Source organism: Flavobacterium sp. ENC (assembly GCF_020991415.1).
Lineage (GTDB): Bacteria > Bacteroidota > Bacteroidia > Flavobacteriales > Flavobacteriaceae > Flavobacterium.
The window spans coordinates 525264-541390 of record NZ_JAJMOY010000003.1 but is presented as its reverse complement, the minus strand read 5'-3'; the positions used below and the strand labels follow the sequence as shown (position 1 = coordinate 541390).

General features: G+C 36.2%; 20 protein-coding genes. 10 read left to right on the top strand and 10 right to left on the bottom strand.

Annotation, left to right across the window (positions count from 1 at the left end):
* Position 1 precedes the first annotated feature (1 nt).
* From LPB89_RS11165 to LPB89_RS11155, 3 genes are read left to right on the top strand one after another with little or no spacing between them, the layout of a single operon-like run.
* Entirely contained in the window at positions 2-1396 is a 1395-nt protein-coding gene (locus tag LPB89_RS11165; RefSeq protein ID WP_230701847.1) for a hypothetical protein, read from the top strand.
* The gene (locus LPB89_RS11160; protein WP_230701846.1) at positions 1396-1725 is read left to right on the top strand and encodes a DUF4325 domain-containing protein; all 330 of its coding nucleotides are present in this window, start codon (positions 1396-1398) and stop codon (positions 1723-1725) included. Before LPB89_RS11165 ends, LPB89_RS11160 begins: the two co-directional genes overlap by 1 nt.
* Complete coding sequence (locus LPB89_RS11155) at positions 1709-2296, top strand: hypothetical protein (protein WP_154343357.1); 588 nt, start codon at positions 1709-1711, stop codon at positions 2294-2296. Before LPB89_RS11160 ends, LPB89_RS11155 begins: the two co-directional genes overlap by 17 nt.
* Here the strand turns inward: LPB89_RS11155 and LPB89_RS11150 are convergent.
* The 7 genes from LPB89_RS11150 to LPB89_RS11120 all read right to left on the bottom strand — a co-directional run bounded on the left by LPB89_RS11150 (position 2293) and on the right by LPB89_RS11120 (position 8453).
* Positions 2293-2724: a hypothetical protein gene (locus tag LPB89_RS11150; RefSeq protein ID WP_230701844.1), complete on the bottom strand. Its 432-nt coding sequence runs from the start codon at positions 2722-2724 to the stop codon at positions 2293-2295. The genes LPB89_RS11155 and LPB89_RS11150 overlap by 4 nt on opposite strands.
* Positions 2725-2759: 35 nt before the next feature.
* Positions 2760-3230, bottom strand: coding sequence for a hypothetical protein (locus tag LPB89_RS11145; RefSeq protein ID WP_230701843.1), 471 nt, complete (start codon positions 3228-3230; stop codon positions 2760-2762).
* 697 nt (positions 3231-3927) lie between these two features.
* Positions 3928-4275 (bottom strand): hypothetical protein, encoded by a 348-nt coding sequence (locus tag LPB89_RS11140; protein WP_230701841.1) that lies wholly within the window; start codon positions 4273-4275, stop codon positions 3928-3930.
* Positions 4276-4410: 135 nt separating this feature from the next.
* Positions 4411-4887 (bottom strand): hypothetical protein, encoded by a 477-nt coding sequence (locus LPB89_RS11135; RefSeq protein ID WP_230701840.1) that lies wholly within the window; start codon positions 4885-4887, stop codon positions 4411-4413.
* Between the two features lie 10 nt (positions 4888-4897).
* Positions 4898-5968 carry a hypothetical protein gene (locus tag LPB89_RS11130; RefSeq protein WP_230701838.1) on the bottom strand — a complete coding sequence of 357 codons (1071 nt, stop codon included), beginning with the start codon at positions 5966-5968 and terminating at the stop codon, positions 4898-4900.
* A gap of 5 nt (positions 5969-5973) precedes the next feature.
* A complete protein-coding gene (locus tag LPB89_RS11125; protein ID WP_230701837.1) occupies positions 5974-6900 on the bottom strand; it encodes a hypothetical protein in 927 nt (308 codons plus the stop codon).
* Positions 6901-7019: 119 nt separating this feature from the next.
* Positions 7020-8453 (bottom strand): hypothetical protein, encoded by a 1434-nt coding sequence (locus LPB89_RS11120; protein ID WP_230701836.1) that lies wholly within the window; start codon positions 8451-8453, stop codon positions 7020-7022.
* Between the two features lie 302 nt (positions 8454-8755).
* Here LPB89_RS11120 and LPB89_RS11115 point away from each other — a divergent pair, with 302 nt between their 5' ends.
* The 3 genes from LPB89_RS11115 to LPB89_RS11105 all read left to right on the top strand — a co-directional run bounded on the left by LPB89_RS11115 (position 8756) and on the right by LPB89_RS11105 (position 11376).
* Positions 8756-9661, top strand: a complete 906-nt coding sequence (locus LPB89_RS11115; protein ID WP_230701834.1) for an NAD(P)H-binding protein — start codon at positions 8756-8758, stop codon at positions 9659-9661.
* Between the two features lie 68 nt (positions 9662-9729).
* Entirely contained in the window at positions 9730-10425 is a 696-nt protein-coding gene (locus LPB89_RS11110) for a hypothetical protein (protein ID WP_230701833.1), read from the top strand.
* 30 nt (positions 10426-10455) lie between these two features.
* The gene (locus LPB89_RS11105) at positions 10456-11376 is read left to right on the top strand and encodes an AraC family transcriptional regulator (RefSeq protein ID WP_230701831.1); all 921 of its coding nucleotides are present in this window, start codon (positions 10456-10458) and stop codon (positions 11374-11376) included.
* 49 nt (positions 11377-11425) lie between these two features.
* On the opposite strand, the gene LPB89_RS11100 is transcribed toward LPB89_RS11105, so the two are convergent.
* The 3 genes from LPB89_RS11100 to LPB89_RS11090 all read right to left on the bottom strand — a co-directional run bounded on the left by LPB89_RS11100 (position 11426) and on the right by LPB89_RS11090 (position 13196).
* Positions 11426-11914, bottom strand: a complete 489-nt coding sequence (locus LPB89_RS11100) for an ester cyclase (protein WP_230701830.1) — start codon at positions 11912-11914, stop codon at positions 11426-11428.
* A gap of 223 nt (positions 11915-12137) precedes the next feature.
* Positions 12138-12752, bottom strand: a complete 615-nt coding sequence (locus tag LPB89_RS11095; RefSeq protein ID WP_230701828.1) for a Crp/Fnr family transcriptional regulator — start codon at positions 12750-12752, stop codon at positions 12138-12140.
* 102 nt (positions 12753-12854) lie between these two features.
* Positions 12855-13196 carry a helix-turn-helix domain-containing protein gene (locus tag LPB89_RS11090; protein ID WP_230701826.1) on the bottom strand — a complete coding sequence of 114 codons (342 nt, stop codon included), beginning with the start codon at positions 13194-13196 and terminating at the stop codon, positions 12855-12857.
* Between the two features lie 117 nt (positions 13197-13313).
* Between LPB89_RS11090 and LPB89_RS11085 the strand changes: the two genes are divergently transcribed.
* From LPB89_RS11085 to LPB89_RS11070, 4 genes are all read left to right on the top strand, one after another.
* Complete coding sequence (locus LPB89_RS11085) at positions 13314-13907, top strand: NADPH-dependent F420 reductase (protein ID WP_230701825.1); 594 nt, start codon at positions 13314-13316, stop codon at positions 13905-13907.
* Between the two features lie 20 nt (positions 13908-13927).
* On the top strand, positions 13928-14686 hold the full coding sequence (locus tag LPB89_RS11080; RefSeq protein ID WP_230701823.1) for an SDR family NAD(P)-dependent oxidoreductase: 759 nt from the start codon (positions 13928-13930) through the stop codon (positions 14684-14686).
* Between the two features lie 32 nt (positions 14687-14718).
* Positions 14719-15483 carry a glucose 1-dehydrogenase gene (locus tag LPB89_RS11075; protein WP_230701822.1) on the top strand — a complete coding sequence of 255 codons (765 nt, stop codon included), beginning with the start codon at positions 14719-14721 and terminating at the stop codon, positions 15481-15483.
* 130 nt (positions 15484-15613) lie between these two features.
* Positions 15614-15991, top strand: coding sequence for a hypothetical protein (locus tag LPB89_RS11070; protein WP_230701821.1), 378 nt, complete (start codon positions 15614-15616; stop codon positions 15989-15991).
* Positions 15992-16127: the final 136 nt, after the last annotated feature.

Below are 16127 nucleotides of genomic sequence, written 5' to 3'. Positions count from 1 at the left end.
GATGAATAAAAATTCTCATTTGTTTAAATCCCGTAAAGCTTTAAAAGTGTTTTTAAAAGCCAAAAGGAGAAAGAAAAAACTAAAAAATATTAAGCACAAAGGATCAGTTCACTTAAGTCAAAATCTAACAAGAAAATATACTAAACGAAAATTTATAGGACATCAAAGTAAAATTTTCAAAAAAAAACCAGAATATAATGATGTAATAAAATTTCTTATTCCGCATTATAAAAAATTTTCGGAAAGACAATTACCTGCAAATGACGACGGAAACTTAATTGTTCCTAAAACATTTTCTATTTCTGAAAACACTGAAGAGTCAATGTACTTTCTAAAGAGACTTTTTCACTGTTTACATTCTGAGAAACCAAAATTAATTATAGTGGATTACATACTTTGCGAGTATTTAGATGTCGACGCATCAGCGTGTATGGATTTAATTTTAGAGGGATTTATAAATTATTATAATAAATGCCTAAACAAAGGACATAAAGTAAAAATTGATAGAATTCTACCTAAAAATTTTGAAACCAAACCAAATATTAAAAATGTTCTATTTTCAATTGGAGCTTACAAAAATTTAAAGCAATTTGAGATGATAAAAAGTCCTGATGCAGATTTTATAGCTTTTAACTTAAGAATTGGAGACAAACAACAAGACAAAACAGGTATTCTAAAAGAGATACATGAAACGGAAATAGTAGATTACGTTATTGATTGTTTAGCAAGTTCAGGTCATGTATTAACATCCATTGCAGAGGGTAATTTATCAAAAGTAGTTGGAGAAGTTATGGCCAATGCAGAAGAACATTCAAATTTCCGATATCGATATGCAATTGGATATTTTATGAAGCCTAACAAAATTAATAATGATTTGGGAGTTTTTAAATTATCAATATTTAACTTTGGTCAAACAATTTATGAATCATTTTCTAAGAATGATAATTGTAACTCAGTGATTGTTGAACAGATGGCAGATCTTTCACAACAATATACCACCAAGAGATGGTTTAAGAAAGCTAAATTTGAAGAAGAAACATTATGGACCTTATATTCATTACAAGAGGGCGTTACCTCAATGAGAAACTGGAAAAGAGGAAAAGGAACAATACGATTTATTGACCGTTTTTTTAAGCTTAAAGGGGATGATTGTAACGACAATGTATCAAAGTTGACACTTATATCGGGTAATTCTAAAATTATATTTGATGGAACTTATCCTCTTCAAGAAATTATAAAAGGAAATGATGAAAAACCAATGCAAGTAATGACATTTAATAATAGTGGTAACATAAGTGAACTACCTAATGATAAATACGTTACCTTTGTACCCCCAACTTTTCCGGGTACCTTGATAACAGCAAAAATTTGTTTAACAAATAAGAATATAATATAATGGAAACGATAATTGATTTGTCTAATTTTAGAACACCCGGATCCAAAGTCTTTACAGGCAGAGACAGAGGAATTGTTGTTCGAAATAATTCTAAAATTGATGAACTTATTACAAATAGTAATCAGATAGAAATTTTAGTACCCGAAGATATTAGATCTATTAATCCCTCTTTTTTGGAAGAATTTTTAATTAATGTAGTGCAAAAATTAGGAAAAGCTAATTTTTATAAAAATGTTTTTTTTAGAACTTCGGGAAAATATGACATTGAGGAAGATTTACAAGAAGCAGTTGATAGTATCTTAAGAGAAGAAAATGGACTTTCAAAATAAGTTCTTTTTTAATTTTATTTTTCAAAAGGGAGGCCCATGGGAAATGCAGTTGTCCGATATTGCCGACATTTCGCAAGTTTTTATAGCTTTAATAAATATCGGCCTCGTCATTTTTATAATCCGAACCGATCTTAAAAAAACAAGCGACGCGAAAGCCGATGAAGCTTTTAAAAATTCTACATCTATTAAACTTCAAGGTTTTAAAGATTTTGTCATTACTCCAAATTTCAACCACCTTCAAGACTTTTTTAATAACCTCCTAAGTCTAAAACAACAAATTACTTCGGCACAGATTAATGAGGAATTAAATATTGAACTTAATAAGTTCATTAAAAGTGAGGTTAGTAAGTTTAGAGTCAACTTTAATGATGCTATTTTAAACGTTAATAGAGGACTTTTTGATGCTATAAAATTAAAAATAGAGAAGTTAAGCGATGATTTGATTACAGTGATTTCAGATGGTAATCATGACCTAACAGATATCGAGCTATTCTCAATTCACATCTTCACTCCTATTAATTACACCAAAAACGAAATTATTGCTTTAATAATCTCATATAAAGGAGATTAGATAATTTCATTAAAACATAAGTAATCCACCTTTTTATTATATTCCAAGGTAATATACTTTGCTAAATTTGGGATATCTTCAATAGCATTATCTATAAGTTGGTGGTATTCAAGAAGTGTAAACTTTTCTCTGTAATATTCTTGATTATAAAAATCTTTTTCCAAGTCGTCTGAAAAAATGTCTGGTATTATAATAAAATTACTTGATTCTGATTTTGTCATGAGATTCCACTCTAAGTTTCCCTTAAAATTCACAAAGACATCTCTTAAAAAATTGTATTTCTCGTCTTCTTTGTCAATGTTCTCAAATCGAAATCGCAAAAAAGGAGGATGTGAATAAGGATCATCTATCGAATACATACTTACTTTTGAGGTTGCAATTTTTGCAATTTTCGATAGCGCTAAAAATATACTACGGTTTGTTTCCATATTATTAAAATTGTAAAAAAACATAATCTGTTTACTTACTCAATGATCTTTGCCTTAAACACCACTTCTTCCTGCTGCAATACCAGTAGTTTTAGGGTGTACTGCTCTTGTACCAGCAGGCTGTTTTTCTTCAGGACATTTTGGGCATTTATTTTTAGACTTGTCAAAAGTTCCTGCTCCGAGGCACCAGTATACTGTCCCTTCGCCATCAGTGCATCAGCAATCCTGACCGCATTTTGAGACGACTGGTATTCTTTCCTGCATTTCTGGAGTTGTTCTGATACAAGGCGTTGCTTGTGTTGGTTAAAGATAATCTCTTCTTCTATGTATTTATTTATTCGTGCCTGCTCTTCCTTTAGGACAGCAGCATCCGGTGCTTCAGTCTCAGCTTCCTTTACAATAGTAAGCATTTCGGTCAGTTTGAGCAGCGCGTCCGTAGGCAGACTGCGCCTTCCTGTCAGGAACAACGCCCATTGCACACGCGTTACCCCCAGCAATATGGCCATTTCTTCCTGCGGTATTCCTAATAGCGCTCCAATATTTTCCTCTTTCATCATTCCTGCATTGAGTTATTCTATTTTATTTAATGAACAAATTTGAAAATATTTTTTATTTGTTTCCAAAATGGTAACAAAAAATAGAAAAATTAAAATTTGTTACCGCTTTTGAAACAATATATTTTTTTAATTGATTTTGTTTAGTTAAAAAATTCTCGCGTCCCGCTCGTGAATATTTTTTAAATTTGAATCTAAATCTATTTTAGCATTTAGTGTAAATAGGTCAACTTTTTCCAGGACGGGAAGGGGTGATATTTGATTAAACGTTAAATTTATTTCCAAATAATTTTCTTCATTAAAAATAATAACATCCAAATTATCAAAGAATAAAGAAAGAAAGTTAGTATTTGACCTAAAATAAAAACAGCACTACTACTTCCAAAAACTAAGCTCAAAAAAGTGCCCATATTATGAAATATCCCATAAATATCTTGAATTTTGAAATGACAATTTCCAGATGTATTATCACAAAATAATAGGACTAAATTATTTCGTATTCTAAAATTATTTAAAACATCATACGAAACAATTATAATACACAACGGGAGTAGGATATATAAGCCATACTCAATTCTATTTATCAATTTCATGATTTTATTAGTTAATTCGTAGGTTTTACTTTTTGAATCGTAATGTTTTAGTAAATCTATTTTGATAAATTTTCTACTATGAGGATCAAAATCATTATTATCAAAACTATGCCTCCAATTTTAATTTGCATTTTAATTACCTTTTTTCCATCTCGATAATCTGAAGTTTGAATAGCTTCAGTTTCAGCTATTATTTTATTTTTAATGAGTATGTTATCAATTTCCTTTTGGTCTTTATCTTTTATGAAATATCTAATATGGTTTCCCAACAGAGGCTGATTTTCTACATCACAATAATACTCAACACTTTGCTTTTCCAATTCACTTTCAAAGATGATTCTATCTTTCAGTAAAACATACATCTTCAGATGATTTTTGAATAATATTTCAGGATTATTTCTCATATCCATATATTCTAGTCTTTTTATTAAACAAATTAAAAAGCAGTATAATTATAAATTTAGTTTTTACATTTTTTCTAATAACTATAATTTACATTAATTCCTCCATTATAAATTAAAATCACCATTTTTTCCACATTACAATTTTTTTCTTACCCTCAAAAAAGTTGAATTAGGACTTGTAAGTTCAAAAGTGTAGTTTTTAGTCGGAGATAAAGCTTCGAATTTTTTCCTGTTCTTTTTGCAATTCAAGTCGTAAATTCTAAGTATATTATAGAGATCCTGTAACCATCCTTTTTGATATTCAATTTCGAAATCATAATAATTGGCCTTACCATCTATATAAACTGTGTCATGATATTTCAAATAAATAGTCTTTGTAGAAGGTGAAATTAACTTTTCATAATCAAGCTTATTTAAAGATAATGTTCCTGGATAATATATTGCCGTTAGATTCTCTGTTGAAATATCAGTAGTAACTATAAAAGTTAATTTTGATCGTATGCTGACAATTTCATCATTTACAACTAAAACAAAACTTAGATTTTTTATTTCCTGTGCTACAAGATTTTTTGTAATAAGGAGTAAAAAGCAAATTATGATTATTTTTTTCATTTTATTATTGTTATGGAGTTAATATTCTTTCAATTGCACTTTTTTCTAATTGAACTCTACGAGTTGAATCGCTATTATAAATAGCAGCTCCGTTAGTTCTATTAGGAATATTTAAAGTTCCATCTGGACTTGCTGTAACATTTGTAATTGTTCCAATTGGACCAACAATTATATTAGTATTATACTGTTGAAAAGTTGGTCCATCTGAGCCAATCCCAGTTGATGGAAAGCTGGCAGACTGGGGAAAGATCTGATTACCTTCTTGAGCTACAGTTGTTGGATGAGAGTGTATTGTAGCGGCAACATCTGATGGAGTTGTACCTAAAGGTAAAGCGGGTAACCTTGATGGGGCAATTTGCTCACCATTAACTACTGTTGGCATGGGACCAGTTTGCCCTCGAATTACCGCGCCTGTATTCATAACTAATGATGATTCTTCTCTTTGCCCCCCATTACTAACTGTTCGACTTAATACGTTCAAACTTTCCCTTAGTACTGCATCAGTTGGCAAGATAACTCCAGAATTCACAGTACTTAAATCTACATTGCCACGTATTCTCGAGATTTGTCTTGCCTCTCTATTATCGGTAATTACCACTTTAACTCCATTGTTAACCCCGTCTGTACCAATCTTTCGTCCAGCTAGATTAAATAAATCAGTTAATGGAGCTCTACCATCAGGGTCAACAAATTTCATTGGGTTATCGAGGCACATATTATAAGGCGACCAACTCGAAAATTCTTCACTAAGCGGATCCATAGAAATCCATCTTCCAGGAGCATCACCAATGGGCTGTAAATCCATATTTAAAGTATCCATTTTGATAGTACCAACAATCTGTTGTTTGGCGACATGCCATCGGATTGTTCCAATGGTAACAATACTGTCAAGATCATGAACTTCTAAATATTTTCCGTTGCTTAAGGTCGCAACTTTGGCCTTATAACCATATTTTGCAAATGGGTTGGCAGCCTGAATATTTTTTTGGCGACGTTCTTTTTCTTCTTTAGATAATTTTTCCTGTGCAGACACAGCACTAAAAGTAAAAATAAAAATCAATACGTAATATAATTTCTCCATAAAATCTATTGTTTGTTAAAGGCATTTAATTTTTTGTTTTCATATTTATTCCTCTCGGTTTTTAAGGACACCAACCAAGTCAGATACATATTTTCGGGCATATTCCTATACCCGATTTCATGTATATAGGCGTATTCTTTCTCTAAATTTTTAAATAACAAATCATGTTTTTCCTTATTGGTTTCTTTTTCTAGTAAGGTTTTGTGAGTCTCAGCCCTTAAGATTAATGCTGCTGCCAAATTTGGGTACGCTCTTATGGCGGCGTCACAACATTTTAAGACAAATGATCCGTCCTGTTTTGGAAATTTGTTTTGGTAGTTAGTAGCCAAATCTAGTAAGATCAGGGCGATACTTTCTTTGTTGTTCAGCGCTTTCATATAAACACCATTGGCAATCGCATCAACATGTACAAATCCGGAGGCCATGATCCAGGCATCAATTGAAAAGATTCCACTGGTGAGTTCCGTATTATACCAACCCTCTTTTAGGCTTCTGTGCTTTATGTATATGTGATTGGGCGCGAGCGCCAGATTAGCTTCTACTCCCAGTTCTTCTGACAGGATTTTATATAAATAAGGTAAAGAATGACAATTCCCTTTTCGGGTTTCTAATAACTTGGAAACAAAGAGATTTTCTCTCGTTTTGTGCCCAAAAACATCATTAAAATCATATTCGAAAGGTTCATAGGTATACACTTTAGCATTATATTCAACAGGTATTGTATCACACATAACCTGATATACGGAAGCCCATTTATTTACGGTTGACTTGTCTTTCTCCAGATAATTTAAAAACCTGTTCTTAATTAACGAGGCAGATAAAGTGGTTAGAAATTTGATTTGATTATTTACAAAAACCGTGTCTAATTTTCCTTCCAGATAAGCATTTTCTACAGCGAAAAACCGCTTTTTTAAAACTATACGTACTTTCATCAACAAGCATATGGTTGAGTAAGGCATAACTTTCCCGGAACAATTGCTCTTTATCCTGAGCCGAAACACCCCATTTTGAAAACAGCAATAACAGCAGCACTATTTTTTTTTATCATGACTTACTCTTTTGTTTTTTTAAGGACTAGTCCTTTGAATTGTTTTTTAAAGGTTTCACTATTCCGTTTGTTTTTTTCCTCGTTAATTGAATGCAGCCATTTTTCATATGCTTCAGCGGGCATAGGTTCGTAACCCAAATCATCCATTTTTTTATATTGCAAATTCCTATTTCTTAGAATTGTAACTACTTCAGGAAATTGAATAATTTGCTCTAACTGTTCCTTACTTTCAGGATTTATATTTAATTGGTAAAGGGCGTAAGCCAACTGTTCTGTATAATAATTGGATTTTATCATTTGAGCCGAAATATTGTTCGGATAAAGTTCCAGCGCTTTGTCGGCAACTTGTAAAACAAACGCATCGTAACCGAACTTATGCACATAGCCCGCAGCAAGATCACTATACAATCTAGACAATAATTCCTTTTTCGTATGATTCTGCAGGTAAATCTTGTTTTGCAGTGCTTCTGCTTTTATGTACCCTGAATTTAAAAGAAATGAATTGGTAGAAAACATTCCGTTAGTGAGTTCAACATTGTACCATTTGTCATTATGCTCTTCCTGAAACCTGATATAACTGTGTTCTGGACTAACCGCCAGATAGGCTTCTGTATCAATCTGCTCTGCCAGTATTAAATAAAGCAGGGGCATCGAATGGCATTGTCCTTTTCCCGTACTCAAAAGTTTAGTGACAAACATTTTCGACCAGTCATTGATCCCACGATAATCTTCAAAATCATATTTAAGGGATTGGTGCCTCAATCCGCTACTTTTAAGCTGCATGGTTTCAGAAAAATATTGAAACAGCATAAAGTTTTTTGCTGTACTACTTCCGGTATCATACTTTAGTTCTTTCATTTTTGAGATTAAAAACTCACCCGTCTGTTTTATAATCTTATCGAATTCTGCTTTATCCATTTTATTCTCAAAATAGGCGTTTTCAATATCAAAATTCACCTCTTTCAGGGAGTACTCTTCAGCGTTTAGAGTTAACATTTTTTCATAGACATTTCTATAATATTCCGTTCCTGGATTCCCGGAAAGAGACGGAAGGTTAAAATCTGGCCTTGATGGCATTTGATCTCTTTCAGCCTTATCTTGAAGTTCCTTTATAAACTGCATTTTAATTTCCTGATCAGCTTCATTCATCAAATGCTGTTGCTGTTGTTGTCTCTTTTGATCAGCTGAATAATAGTCTTCAGGTAGAATTTTATTCCCAACTTTAAGGGTTGGTGTAATGGCATTACTGCCGTAACTTTTTATTTGATATTGCTCCGGTTTCTCTATCTGTGGAATTCCGAGTATAGGTAAGTCCTGAGCCAATACTAAACCAGTCTTCAGGAATATAAGTAAGAAGAAAGGAAGAGTAGAATACTGTAGTGATAAAGATGTTATCTTTTTGGAGTTAGCGATCCGATTATTTATTTTAAAAGTCATTTTTAAGCTGAGATATTTGTGTAAATAAGATCCACTATCATGTTCATGGTTATTTAACTTCTTTCCGCAAGTGTTACCATAAGCAAATTTTTTTCAAAGCTAAGAAAAAACTTTTAAATGTAAAAAAAGTACTACAATTATAAGAAAATGTAAAGAAGAAGCTACATCTAATTAACAATGTAAAAAACTATAAACTACAAACCCCCAAAGAAGTCACTTTCAGCGAAGACAAAGATAGATTCAGTTAATCAGGGTCTCCTATTACTTCGCAATTTTGCTGCCTAACAAAAACAGTAAAAAAAATGAAAATCGTTTTAACAGGATCTTTAGGGAATATCGGGAAACCGCTGGCCACAGAACTTGTCCAAAAAGGACATGCGGTAACAGTAATCAGCAGCAATGCTGAAAGAATAAAAGCAATAGAGGCATTGGGCGCGACTGCAGCCGTAGGCAGTATGTTTGATGCCGGGTTTTTGACCACAACATTTACAGGTGCGGACATCGTTTTTTTGATGGAAACCATGGAAGCCGCAGGTGATATGTTTGACAAAGAGGTCGATTTTATTGAAACCATCGGGAAAATCGGAAGCAGCTACAAGGAAGCCGTCGAAAAATCGGGCGTAAAAAAAGTCGTGCATTTAAGCAGTATTGGTGCCCACACCGACAAAGGCATCGGAATTTTGCTTTTCCACTACAATGTCGAACAGCTGTTGCGCCAGCTTCCGGAAGATGTGGCCATCAAATTTATACGTCCTGTTGGTTTTTACATCAACATGTTCTCTTTTATTCCGACCATCAGGTTTAAAGGTTCCATTATTTCCAACTATGGCGGCGATACACCGGAGCCCTGGGTGTCACCACTCGATATCGCGAGTGTAATTTCGGAAGAAATAGACCAGCCTTTTCAGGACAGGACGGTTCGCTACGTGGCGAGCGACGAAGTATCGCCAAACCAAATTGCCAAAGCACTCGGACAAGCTATCGGAAAACCCGATCTGGAATGGAAAGTTATTCCGGACGAGGAACTTTTAACGAACTGGCTGAACATTGGCTTTAATCCGCAGGTGGCGAAAGGCTTTACAGAACTGCAGGCCAGCCAGGGCACCGGAGCCTTGTATGAAGATTTTTACCGCAACAAACCGGTTCTCGGTAAGGTAAAACTGGAGGACTTCGCGAAGGAATTTGCAATTGCGTACCACCGCGAATAATGAATAAAGCCATGAGTACCTTATTATGGAATAGGCTACTCATGGCTTTTTAAACCAAAAATCAGAATATGGAAACAACTTACAGCAATGCAATATCTCCGGTAGAAAAGCTTTTCGTTAAATCGGGGCAAATAATGGCGGTTCGCCAATGGGACGGCGGCCAGTTTTATGAAATAGATGTTTCGCTGCCCCAGGTAAATTTTGAAAAATGGGATACGGCACAAGCTATAAAATGCCGGATTTCTCCCCTGCATTATACAGACTACACGCCGGCAATCTGGGACGCAGCAGAAAAAATCTGTACTTTATATATTGACACTGGCCATGCCGGGCAGGGCAGCAGCTGGGCAAAAAATCAAGTGGAAGGAAACGCTTTTCATTATATGAAAATTGAAAGTGAAAAGCATTACCCGATGGGCAGTCACCTTGTTTTTCTGGGCGACCAGACGGCTATCGGGCACTTTTGCGCTTTACAACAGCTGGCGCAGCAGGATACGGAAATCAGTGGCTTTATCAATTTTAATGACGCGATAACAGCAGCCGCTTTTGCAGAAAATTGTGCGTGGCTGCCTTTACAACCCACAATAGCATACACAGAAATACACACACAAACCGACAAATGGATTCTGGACAATCGTTATAAAATTGAAGACTGCATCTTTTACATTGTCGGCAATGCAAAACTCATTGTATCGCTGCGAAAATTACTCCACACACACGGTATTGGCGGCAGCCGCATAAAATCTAAAGGTTTTTGGCAGTAAAGCAAAAATCTATCTTTAAATTTGTACATCATGGAACAAAGGCAGACACAAAGAATAAAAACGATTAGCGAATTCCATCGCCTGCGCGGTTTGCCCAAACCGGAGCATCCGTTGATTAGCGTAGTAAATTATAATGATATTGTAAGACCTGCCGATATCGGCGACGTCAACTGGATATTGGATTTCTACCAGATTTCGCTTAAGAGAGGAATCAATGGAAAACTGAAATACGGCCAGCAACAATATGATTTTGATGAAGGTATTATGTTTTTCATTTCGCCCAACCAGGTTTTCAGGATCGAGGCCGATGCAGGCATAAGTACTGAAAAATCAGGATGGATGTTATTGATTCATCCCGATTTTTTATGGACCGGCGGACTTTCAAAAATCATCAGGCAATACGATTTCTTTGACTATTCGGTTAGTGAAGCCTTGTTTCTTTCGGATAAAGAGGAAACGACCATCACCGGAATTATCAATCATATCCGTCAGGAATACCATGCGAATATTGATAAGTTCACCCAAAGCATTATTCTTTCGCATATCGAAACGATGCTGAGTTATTGCGAGCGGTTTTATGAACGGCAGTTTATCACCAGAAAAATTACCAATCACAAGATTCTCGACAAACTGGAAAAGTTATTACAGGATTACTATGACGATACAAGCCTGCTGCTGTCCGGATTACCTACGGTACAGTACATCGCAGCTAAACTGAATGTTTCGCCCAATTATTTAAGCCGTTTGCTTAAAAACGTCACCGGACAAACGACACAACAGCTTATTCAGCATAAGGTTATCGATAAAGCGAAGGAAAAATTAGCCACAACAGATTTATCCATAAGCGAGATTGCTTATGCATTAGGATTTGAACATCCGCAGTCGCTGACCAAACTATTTAAGGTTAAGACCAAACAGTCTCCGCAGGAATTTCGGCAAAGCCTGAAATGATACTTTATAAAAACCCAATAGCTTCCGGCAAACTATTGGGTTTTCTTTTTTAAAGCCCCTGCACAGCCTGCATAAAATCATTTTTGCTCCAGTGGTCTGTTATCTTACCGTCCTTCAGGATATCAATTTCAATGACATTCATTTCCACTTTTTTTCCGGTGGCTGATTTTCCCATAAATTCACCGGTATGGGTCGCCGTTATTGTTTTGCGCAATGATACTTTATCTCCTTCGGCTAAGACTTCGTTAATCTGCACGGAGACATTCGAAAAACCTTTGTGAAACCCGGTTATGAATTGAATCATTGGGCCTGCATTTGTTGGCGCATTCGGTGGTGCGGTGTGATTGCTAAAGGAATCCGCCAGGAGTTCTTTTGTAATTGCGATGTTTCCTGATTCAAAAAATTCTTTGTTGAATCGGATCACCAGTTGTTTGTTTTCTTCTGTAGTCATCGTATTTTCTTTTTTATGTTTTTGATTTTGTACCTGACAGCCGGTAAGGAGTAGTACTGCGAATAACGCTATACTTATATTTTTCATGATATTTTAGGTGAGTGCGACAATAGTTCTTCATTAGATTTTCCGGATTTTCAGCCGGAATCTTTTCGCAGATCATTGGTTTTGTGGTGTAGCGCGAGTGGAGCTGTTCTGTTCATTTTGTCCAAATGTGTATCAATAATGATAACACAAAGGTTGGATTAACTTTAGGAATCAGCCCATAAGGAACTTTAAGAAATGGGCTTAAGATAGTTTAAGGCTAAGGCTATTTGCTGCCAATGGTTTTCCTGATCGTACTCAGAAATTCCGGGGTAATGCCAAGAAATGATTCGATTTGCGTATTAGGAAGCCTTTGGGAAAGGTCCGGGTACTGCAGCAGGAAGGCGGAATAACGCTGTTCTGCTGTGGTACTGATATTTTGCAGTACTCTGTTTTGTAGTTCAATAAAATTATTTTCCGTTATTACCCTGAAAATCCTGTTGAACTTGGGATAGTGTTCGAACAGAAAAACCAAATCCATGCGTTCGATCTGGAGAATAACCGAGGGCTCTATTGCCTCAATAAATAATTTGCTGGGAATGCCTGCGTTGGGATTTTTAAAATCAGCGGGGTGAACAGAATGAAAGCTGGCCATATCGGTTAGCCATTCATTTTCTGTTCCAAACTGTACATTGTGTTCTTTACCGGCAGCGTCAACGCTATACATTTTAAAACACCCGCTCACAATAAAAGTGTAATGCCTGCAACGATCGCCTTCCTGTAAAATAAATTGCCTGCGCTTAATTTTCCTTTCAACCGCAACCCTGGCTACAGCATCACCTTCTTCGTCGCTTAAAGGAAGCAAGTTATTAAAGTACGTTATAAGTTTCTGAGTGGACATATGGTTTTAAAGATCAGTCATGTATAAAATTTTGCTTTATCACAGAAAGTTTTAAAGTCGGGCTGTTACGGGTTTTACGGAAAAAAAGCAGGTAGATCCGTATTAATTATGCTCCAACGGTGAAAATATCTCAAATTTAGCCTGCCATTCTTTAATCGATTCTAAGATCGGAAGAAATGCCAGTCCTCTTTCAGACAACCTGTACTCTACTCTTGGTGGTAATTCCTTATAAGCCAGTCTTTCCAGTAATCCGTCTTGTTCCAGCTCTTTTAGCTGTTCGGCTAGTACTTTCCTGGAAATGTGCGGTATGATGGCATCTAACTGGCCAAAACGAATGGTACGGGTACCCATTACATTTATAATAATCGGCTTCCATTTATTCCCAATCGTACCAATAGCTCTTGTAAACGGGCAATTTGAATTGCAAAATTTATCGTCTCTCATATTTCTAAAAATTTTGTAGTTACCTGTTAGTAACCACAATAAACCATAACAGTTACAAATATATACTATTGATAGTATCTTTGCGTAACAAAAGTAAAAAAAGTTCAAGAATTTAATATGAAAATAGGAATTATAGGTGCCGGATCTATCGGCACAACAATCGCAAAACACTTAACCGAAGCAGGTTATGAAGTCGTTATCAGCAACAGCCGTGGCGGCGATTCCCTTAAGGAAAAAGTCGAAAACCTGGGTGGTAAAATTATCGCCGGTTCAGCGCAGGAAGCCGCCAAAGCCGATGTGGTTTTTCTTGCCGTTCGATGGGAACATGCACAAGAAGCACTAGCTGCCGTTTCACTGGAAGGCAAAATCCTGATTGATGTAACCAATGCCAGTCTGCCCGAATTTGTGCTAGCAGCAGAAGGTTCAAAAACATCCAGCGAAATAGTAGGCCAATGGGCAAAAGGTGCCAAAGTGGTTAAAGCATTCAACACTTTGTATGCAAAGGTATTGGCAGAAAATCCAAATGTGGGCGGTGGAAACAGAGTGATTTTCTATTCCGGAAATGACGACGACGCAAAAGCTGTTGTTTCAGGCATTATTAGTCGTATCGGATTTGCCGGTATTGATTTAGGAAGTCTTCATGAAGGCGGAAAATTACAACGGTTCCCGGGTGGACCATTACCAACATTAAATCTTATCAAAGTACAATAATAAAGTAAAACAGTATAAAAATGAGCAAGTTAAAAAATAAAGTAGCCGTAATTACAGGTGGTTCAAAAGGAATAGGGGCAGCTATTGCCAAACACTTTGCCGAAGAAGGCGCAAGCGTTGTCATAAATTATGCTTCGAGCAAAGAAGCAGCAGATAAAGTGGTGAAGACGATCACAGACAAGGGAGGAATTGCCATTTCGGTACAGGGCGATATTTCAAAAGAAGCCGATGTCATCCGATTATTCGAAGAAACCAGGAAAGCTTTTGGCAAAGTGGATATTTTGGTGAACAATGCCGCCCATCAGCAATATTTACCGATTGAAGAGGTTTCGGTAGAAAATTTCCACAAACATTTCGATACCAATGTTTTGGGGGCTAAACTCGCGATCCAAAAATCCCTGCCGCTGTTTAGTAATCAGGGCGGCAGTATCATCAATATCAGTTCTGTTGCCGGTAAACTGCCGATGGCCGGGGTTTTGCTATATTCTGCAACCAAAGCGGCAATAAATGCCATAACGATTTCATTGTCGAAAGAACTTGGTGCAAAAAACATTCGTGTCAATTCTATTTTGCCGGGTGCTACCGAAACAGAAGGTGCTACTAATGCAGGCGTGACTACTGGCAGTGACGCTGAGAAAATGTTTATTACCAATACGCCGCTGGGCCGCAGAGGGCAGCCGGAAGATGTTTCGAAAGCTGCCGTATTCCTTGCTTCCGATGATGCAGCCTGGATTACGGGGGAGAATATTTCCGTTTCGGGCGGTTTGTATGGTTTTTAAAATTTTATAAATAACAGATTTAAATAAATAAGATGAGTAAATTAAAAAATAAAGTAGTCGTCATTACAGGTGGTAATAGCGGCATTGGTTTTGGTATTGCCAGTGAATTTAAAAATGAAGGTGCTAAAGGAGTAATCGTCGGCAGAAACCAGGAAACTCTGGACAGTTCTGTTGCTTTACTTGGTGCTAATTTTACAGCCATCAATGCTGATGTCACAAACCTGGCTGACTTAGAAAGAGTGTTTGCCACAACAGCTGAAAAATTTGGCAAAATAGACGTAATTGTAGTTAATGCAGGAGGTGCCGCTACAGGAGCAGCATTCGGTACGGTGGCAGATATTGGCGAAGCCGATTTTGACAAGACCATAGATTTAAACCTGAAAAGTGTATACTTTACGGTGCATAAAGGCCTGCCTTATATGAATGATGGCGGTTCAATTATTCTGATCGGGTCGAATGCAGCCCATCGGGCATACGCTTCATTTTCACTGTATGGCGCTACCAAGGCAGCTGTAATCCATTTTGCGAAAGGATTTTCAAATGATCTTTTAGACCGGAGAATCAGAGTGAACGTGATCTCACCGGGCACAACAGATACACCCGTATTTGACAAGTTTGTTCCCGCCGAACAGCTGGAGGCCGTAAAAAATTACTGGGCAGGTGTAATGCCCATTGGCAGGATTGGGCAACCCTCTGACATTGGTAAAACAGCAGTTTTCCTGGCATCTGACGATTCTTCGTTTTTGCTTGGTACGGAGATTCTTGTTGATGGCGGCCTAAGCTATTTGGCGAAATAAATAATTCATTAAAAAAATTATAGCCTTTGGTAATTCACCAAAGGCTTTTACATTTGCACCAACAAAAAAATGAGCAGAAATAAATCCGAACAACACTAATTTTATTTTGTGACGCTTAAAAAAAACGACTATGCAAACGAAACTATTTTTTATACTCCTTTTAACGGTCCATTTTGGTATGGCCCAGGATGGAAACAAAAAGAACGAAATAATTATTGAAAGTGCTCCCGGAATTATTTATGAAATTGGAAATGGGGAAGGTTTTGAAAGCGCAGTAAAAATAAAGCCAGCCAAAAATGCTAAAGAGGGAGCAGATGCTGAGACCAGATATCTGGAAAATAAATATGGTGTTCTGAACATCGACTGGAAACCCTTTGGAAATGACTTTTACAAAATAAAAAAGAAGCAATACCATCTTATTCATATTGCACTCTATGACAAAGAAGACAAAACAAAAGAAGAATTTAAAACGATCTATTTTGATATAACCGATTGTTACGTAAAGTGATATGAATCTAAAAACCACCTTTCGACGGAAGTGATCTTCAGAAAGTAAAAATCTGGTTACCCTCTCTTACATCATAATCTGCCCAAAATAAAAAAAGATCAAACATTTTTAAACGTTTGATCTTTTTTTGCTTTAC